The 6191-nt window shown below is 32.1% G+C and carries 6 protein-coding genes; 5 read left to right on the plus strand and 1 reads right to left on the minus strand.

Annotated features, from left to right (window positions below; genetic code table 11):
* Window positions 1-82 precede the first annotated feature (82 nt).
* From BM253_RS15690 to BM253_RS15705, 4 genes are all read left to right on the plus strand, one after another.
* Window positions 83-1291 (plus strand): MFS transporter, encoded by a 1209-nt coding sequence (locus BM253_RS15690; protein WP_091526191.1) that lies wholly within the window; start codon window positions 83-85, stop codon window positions 1289-1291.
* Entirely contained in the window at window positions 1281-1823 is a 543-nt protein-coding gene (locus tag BM253_RS15695) for a hypothetical protein (protein ID WP_091526193.1), read from the plus strand. Before BM253_RS15690 ends, BM253_RS15695 begins: the two co-directional genes overlap by 11 nt.
* 22 nt (window positions 1824-1845) lie before the next feature.
* The gene (locus BM253_RS15700) at window positions 1846-3249 is read left to right on the plus strand and encodes an FAD-binding oxidoreductase (protein ID WP_091526195.1); all 1404 of its coding nucleotides are present in this window, start codon (window positions 1846-1848) and stop codon (window positions 3247-3249) included.
* Window positions 3250-3393: 144 nt separating this feature from the next.
* Entirely contained in the window at window positions 3394-3966 is a 573-nt protein-coding gene (locus BM253_RS15705) for a pseudouridine synthase (protein WP_091526197.1), read from the plus strand.
* Window positions 3967-3969: 3 nt separating this feature from the next.
* Here BM253_RS15705 and BM253_RS15710 read toward each other — a convergent pair whose 3' ends face one another.
* Entirely contained in the window at window positions 3970-4635 is a 666-nt protein-coding gene (locus BM253_RS15710; protein ID WP_091526203.1) for an ATP-binding cassette domain-containing protein, read from the minus strand.
* A gap of 395 nt (window positions 4636-5030) precedes the next feature.
* Between BM253_RS15710 and BM253_RS15720 the strand changes: the two genes are divergently transcribed.
* A complete protein-coding gene (locus BM253_RS15720) occupies window positions 5031-6023 on the plus strand; it encodes a cation diffusion facilitator family transporter (protein ID WP_091526201.1) in 993 nt (330 codons plus the stop codon).
* Window positions 6024-6191: the final 168 nt, after the last annotated feature.

Consider the following 6191-nt stretch of genomic DNA (forward strand, 5'->3'; position numbering starts at 1 on the left):
TACAAAATAGTTCTAAAAATCATTTAAAATTTAAGTTGTATTGGCAGTGATTAAGTAAATTTGTTGTTTCAATTTATAAAAAATGTCTACAATAAAAAATACGGGCGCGCAAAAACCTGTGTACGCAATACTAATTGCCATAAGCGTTGCCCATTTGTTAAACGATTTATTACAAGCGGTTATTCCTGCAATTTACCCAAAATTAGAAGCCAAGTACCATTTAACGTTTGCACAGGTTGGTATGATTACGCTTTGTTATCAGTTGGCAGCATCGATTTTTCAGCCGGTTGTTGGGGCATATACCGATAAAAACCCAAAGCCGTATTCGCAGATTTTTGGTATGTTGTTTACTATGGCGGGAATTGCGCTATTGGCTTATGCTCCAAATTACGAATTGATCTTAGTAGCAGTTATTTTGGTCGGAATTGGCTCATCGATCTTTCATCCGGAATCATCGCGCGTAGCTTTTATGGCATCGAACGGAAGGCGGAGTTTTGCACAATCTGTCTTTCAAATCGGCGGAAACACCGGAACAGCTCTGGCTCCGCTTTTAATTGCGTGGATTGTGTTGCCAAACGGACAATTGTATATTTTGTGGTTTTTAGGTTTTGCAATTTTGGCTCAGATCGTTTTGGGATATATTGCAAAATGGTACAATGATAAATTAAAAGTCGCTTCAAGATCAACTAAAAAAGTAATTCAAGTTCCCGATTTATCTGCCTTTAAAATAAATTCGGCAATTACCATTTTATTGGTTTTGATCTTCTCTAAATACTTTTACGTAGCAAGTATCACCAGTTATTTTCAGTTTTATACCATGGATAAATTTGGTTTGAACGAAGTGCAGGCGCAGGTTTATTTGTTTTATTTCTTGATTTCGGTTGCTGTAGGAACCTTGTTAGGCGGAATTTTTGGCGATCGTTTCGGTCGTAAATACGTTATCTGGTTTTCGGTATTAGGAGCAGCTCCGTTTACGCTGGCATTGCCTTATGTAGATTTACATTTAACAGGAATTTTAATTGTAATTATCGGTTTGATTATTTCATCGGCATTTCCATCAATTTTAGTTTATGCACAAGAACTGCTTCCTAAAAAATTAGGAATGGTTTCGGGTTTGTTCTACGGTTTTGCTTTCGGAATGGGCGGTGTTGGTTCGGCAGTTTTGGGTATTTGGGCAGATGCAACTTCTATTGAACACATTTATAATATTTGTTCGTATCTTCCGTTAATAGGCGTTATTGCTTATTTTCTTCCAAACATGAAAAAAGTAAAATATAAAGATGCGGAGTAAATTATTAAGATTATTGTTTATAGTTATATGTGCAAATAGTTGTTATTCACAAGTTGATATAACTAAAGAAGTTATTGAATTGAAATCTACTCATAAATTTAAAAATAATATTATTGAGGATATTTTAAGAGATTTTGAAAGTAAAGAAGATTTCAAAAACTGGAAAATTCGTAAAAAGAAAATGTTAATTATTTCAATATTAAAAAATGAAGAAAATGATTTCACAATTAAAGTCTTTCCTAAAGTTAGAGAGGTTATTTCTTTTCATCATTTAGAAAATAATTATAAAGCATACATAAATAAGAAAGAATATTTAATTGTTTTTTATGGTAATGTTAATCCATTTTTAAAAAAGAAAAGCAAAAATATTTTGAAATTATTTCCTGAGAAAGAAATTGTTGAACCTTATATTGACGAGCATGGAAATGAAATGATTGTAATAAAAAATACAGAAATTTATGGAGCAGAATATTTCGTTAAGAATAACAAAATTAAGTTCAATGAAATTCGTTTTTTTGGAAGTATTGAATAGCGATCTTAAATTAAATTTTTAGATGATTACAACTGAAATCAAAAATAAATTAATAGAAATTGTTGGTGTATCGTACGTTTTTACCGATGATGAAACTTTGAACGAATATGGAAGAGACCATACCGAAGATTTGGTTTTTCCGCCTTCAATTATTGTAAAACCGGCATCAACACAAGAAGTCAGCGCTGTAATGAAAGTTGCATTTGAATATGCCATTCCGGTTGTTCCTATTGGTGCACGCACTGGTTTAAGTGGTGGAATTTTAGCGATTCATAAAGGTATCGGACTTTCGTTGGAACGATTAAATCAAATAATAAAAATCGACGAACAAAACTTACAGGTTATCACCCAACCCGGAGTAATTACCGAGGTTTTGCAGAATGCAGTTGCCGAAAAAGGGTTGATGTATCCTGTGGATCCAAGCAGCAAAGGCAGTTGTTTTATTGGTGGAAATATTGCCGAAAATGCTGGTGGCGCGCGCGCAGTGAAATATGGAGTTACCAAAGATTATGTACTGAATTTAGAAGTTGTTTTACCCAACGGAGAAATTATTTGGACAGGTGCCAATACGCTTAAAAATTCTACAGGTTACAATTTAACGCAGCTAATGGTTGGTAGCGAAGGTACTTTGGGTGTAGTAACAAAAATTGTTTTAAAATTAATACCGGCTGTTCAGCACAACGTATTGCTATGGGTTCCGTTTTTTAAAATGGAACAAGCAGCAGCAGCCGTTTCGGCAATTTTTAGGGCAGGAATTGTACCAAGTGCCTTAGAATTTATGGAACGTGATGCTATTCTGTGGACAAGCAAATTTGTTGAAGTTCCAGATGTTTATTTAAAACACGAAAACGAAGCACATTTGCTGATTGAAGTCGATGGAAATTATCCTAATGTTTTAATGAGCGAAGCAGAGAAAATTTTATCGGTTGTTGAAGCTTATGAAATTGATGAGGTACTTTTTGCAGATACTACCGATCAAAAAAATACTTTGTGGAAATTACGCCGAAATATTGCCGAAGCTGTAAAACAAAACACTGTTTATAAAGAAGAAGATACGGTTGTGCCTCGTTTTGAACTGCCAAAGTTATTAATTGGAATTAAAGCAATTGGCGATAAATACGGTTTTAAAAGTATTTGTTATGGGCATGCTGGAGATGGCAATTTACACGTAAACATTGTAAAGTTAGATATGTCAGACGAATTGTGGCAAACCGAAGTTCCTAAAGGTGTGAACGAAATTTTTCAGTTGACAAAATCGTTAAATGGAACTATTTCGGGTGAACATGGTATTGGTTTGGTTCAAAAAGAATTTATGCCGATTATGTTTAGTGATATCGAACTGAACTTAATGTATCAAATTAAACAAATATTCGATCCTAAAAACATCATGAATCCAGGAAAAATATTTCCGTCAACATATCAATAAATTACTTTTACAACATAGTTATTATAGGAAATATAGTTTTTAAGCATCGCTTAAAAATGTGTTTCTTAAATTATCTCTAATAAAATTAAATTACAAAGACTATGTATCTATGTGGTTTGATAATTATTTTATAAAAGTTTTTAAATGAGTTCAATTGTAATAACACACCAACATTTTTTGCTTTATAAACCAGCCGGTTACATTTCGCAGTTTGTGTACGAAAAAAAGCGCAACAAGAAAAAATTGGGAGAATTATACAATTTTCCCGAAGGTACAATGGCAATTGGCAGGTTAGATGAAAATTCCGAAGGTTTGTTAATGCTTACAACCGATGGAAAAATAAGTGAAGAAATTCGCAGTGCACATTACGAAAAGCAATATGTTGTTCAGGTTGATGGAATGATTACTAATGAAGCTATTGAAAAACTAAAAACCGGAGTTGTAATAGGAGTAAAGGGCGAACGTTTAACTACCAAAGAATGTTTTGCAGCAATTATTGATAAACCAAATTATGTGGGCGAAGGATATCGTATTCGCAGCGACAGACACGGACCAACAAGTTGGTTGACTATTACATTGACACAAGGAAAATTCCGACAAGTTCGTAAAATGACAGCTGCTGTTGGTTTCCCAACGTTACGACTAATTCGCATTCGTATTGGCAACTGGAAATTAGAAGGAATGAGTGTTGGCGAGGTCGTGAAAATTGAATTGTGATTATTAAAACGTGTTAGGTAAATAATTATAGAAAATTAAATCTTCATTACTAGTTATTTTTTTTAAACTACCTTGATGCATTAAATAGTTTTGAGTAGCTATTGAATTTATATTATTGTAATCGTGATCGGTTATTATGATTCCTTTTGTTGCTTTTTCACTGATGATTAATTCAATTACTTTTTCTTTTATAATTGGCGATAATGCATTTAAAGGTTCATCTAATAAAATGAATTTAGCTTTGCTTTTTAAAAGTAATTTTAACTCTAAATATCTTAATTCACCACCTGATAATTCATGAATTTTTGAAGCACTTATTTTCTGGATAATTTCATCATCTATTAAATCTTTAATACAATCTTTATCAAGATATAATTTTAATATTTTTTGTAAGGATAGTTTTTTTGGTAGAAACGAATTCTGCGGAAGATACACAACGTTATCACCTACTTTATAAGGTTGATTTATATATTTATTATTTATACGGATAAATTTATGATCAGCTTTTTCAGTACCAAAAATTATCTTCATTAGTAACGATTTCCCAGATCCATTTCGTCCGAATATTCCTAGAATTTCTCCGGTTTCACAACGTAAGTATACATCATATAAAGAAAAATCTTTATTCACATATTTTTGAATACTGTCAATTTCTAAAATATTCTTCATAGCATACATATCTTAACTAAAATTGAAAAAAGACAATTTAATAAAAAGCAGAAAATTACTAATTGTTGTCTGCTAATTCCTGCATTATAATACAAATAATACTCGTGTTTTCTATATATTTCTTTGTAAAATAACGCTGCCGAAAAACCAATTAAAGTAAAAGAAAAACCAAAAGCGTTTACAGATTTAGTTAGTAAACCAAAAACTACTGAAATTATCAAATTAATAATTAAAGTACTTTTGTAAAATTCCAATCTTAACTTTAAATTCCGTTTAAGCATTTTAATGAGAAAATTTTTAAGCTTCTAAATCAAAAATACGCTTTTTAACGGTTTATATAAAATAGCTTATTTATTATTTTAACTAACTTTGAAAATTCTTACCGAATAGAAGCAATGAGTACACAAGCAAACGAAAACTTTAAATTCCAACGGATTATTGCAATAATCGGTATTATACTGTTTTTAGTGAAGTTGTACGCGTGGTATCAAACCAATTCTGTTGCCATTTTAACCGATGCTTTAGAGAGTACCATTAACGTAATTGCCGGTTTGATTGGGTTGTACAGCTTGTATTTGTCGTCGTTGCCTAAAGATCATAACCATCCGTACGGTCATGGAAAGGTCGAGTTTATTTCGGCTTCTATCGAAGGTGCATTGATAACCATTGCTGGAGTTGTAATTGTTTACGAAGCCATTAGCGAACTTCAAAATCCAAAAACAATTGAGAAACTCGATTTAGGATTGATTTTGATATCTTTAACCGCAGTAATAAATTATGTGTTAGGATTTTTCGCCATACAAAAGGGCAAAAAAAACAATTCGCTGGCATTAATTGCAAGTGGCAAACATCTGCAAACCGACACGTATTCTACCATAGGAATCATCATTGGGTTAGTGATTTTATACTTTACCAAAATTTCTTGGATTGATAGTGTTACCGCCTTAATTTTTGCAGGATTTATTATTTATACGGGATATAAGATTGTGCGTGAATCGATTTCGGGCATTATGGATGAAACTGATGAATTGTTGCTAAAAGAAGTGGTTGATTTCTTAAGTGAAGAGCGTCGTGAAAATTGGATCGATCTGCATAATTTAAGAATCATTAAATACGGAAGTACACTACATTTCGATTGTCACATGACAGTTCCATGGTATTTTAATATCGAAGAAGGTCATAAAGAAGTAGATGCGTTGGAAGATGCCGTAAAAAATCATTTTGGTGATCGTATTGAACTTTTTGTGCATTTAGATGCTTGTAAAGAATACTCGTGTAACATTTGTAGTAAAACAGATTGTCCTGTGAGAAAACATCCGTTCCATGAAAAAATTAATTGGACAATGCAGAATGTTTCTTTAAATAAAAAGCATAATAGTAACTTGTAGATTAAACCGATAGTGCATTATAAAATTCTCACATATACACAGATTTTATGTATTACTCTAAACAAAGAGGCTATCTAAAAAGGTCTTTGGTATAATCCCCGACATGTTTTTTGTCGGGGATTTTTTTTATTGTCCTCAAATTTTGTTAACTTGAGGTTCCACCAATAA

This window comes from Paenimyroides ummariense (assembly GCF_900115115.1).
In the GTDB taxonomy this organism is placed as follows: Bacteria; Bacteroidota; Bacteroidia; order Flavobacteriales; family Flavobacteriaceae; genus Flavobacterium; species Flavobacterium ummariense.

Excerpts from the sequence above, each read along its gene's own strand:
- BM253_RS15690 (WP_091526191.1), top strand. The coding sequence starts at position 83 with ATGTCTACAATAAAAAATACGGGCGCGCAAAAACCTGTGTACGCAATA.
- BM253_RS15695 (WP_091526193.1), top strand. The coding sequence starts at position 1,281 with ATGCGGAGTAAATTATTAAGATTATTGTTTATAGTTATATGTGCAAAT.
- BM253_RS15700 (WP_091526195.1), top strand. The coding sequence starts at position 1,846 with ATGATTACAACTGAAATCAAAAATAAATTAATAGAAATTGTTGGTGTA.
- BM253_RS15705 (WP_091526197.1), top strand. The coding sequence starts at position 3,394 with ATGAGTTCAATTGTAATAACACACCAACATTTTTTGCTTTATAAACCA.
- BM253_RS15710 (WP_091526203.1), bottom strand. The coding sequence starts at position 4,635 with ATGAAGAATATTTTAGAAATTGACAGTATTCAAAAATATGTGAATAAA.
- BM253_RS15720 (WP_091526201.1), top strand. The coding sequence starts at position 5,031 with ATGAGTACACAAGCAAACGAAAACTTTAAATTCCAACGGATTATTGCA.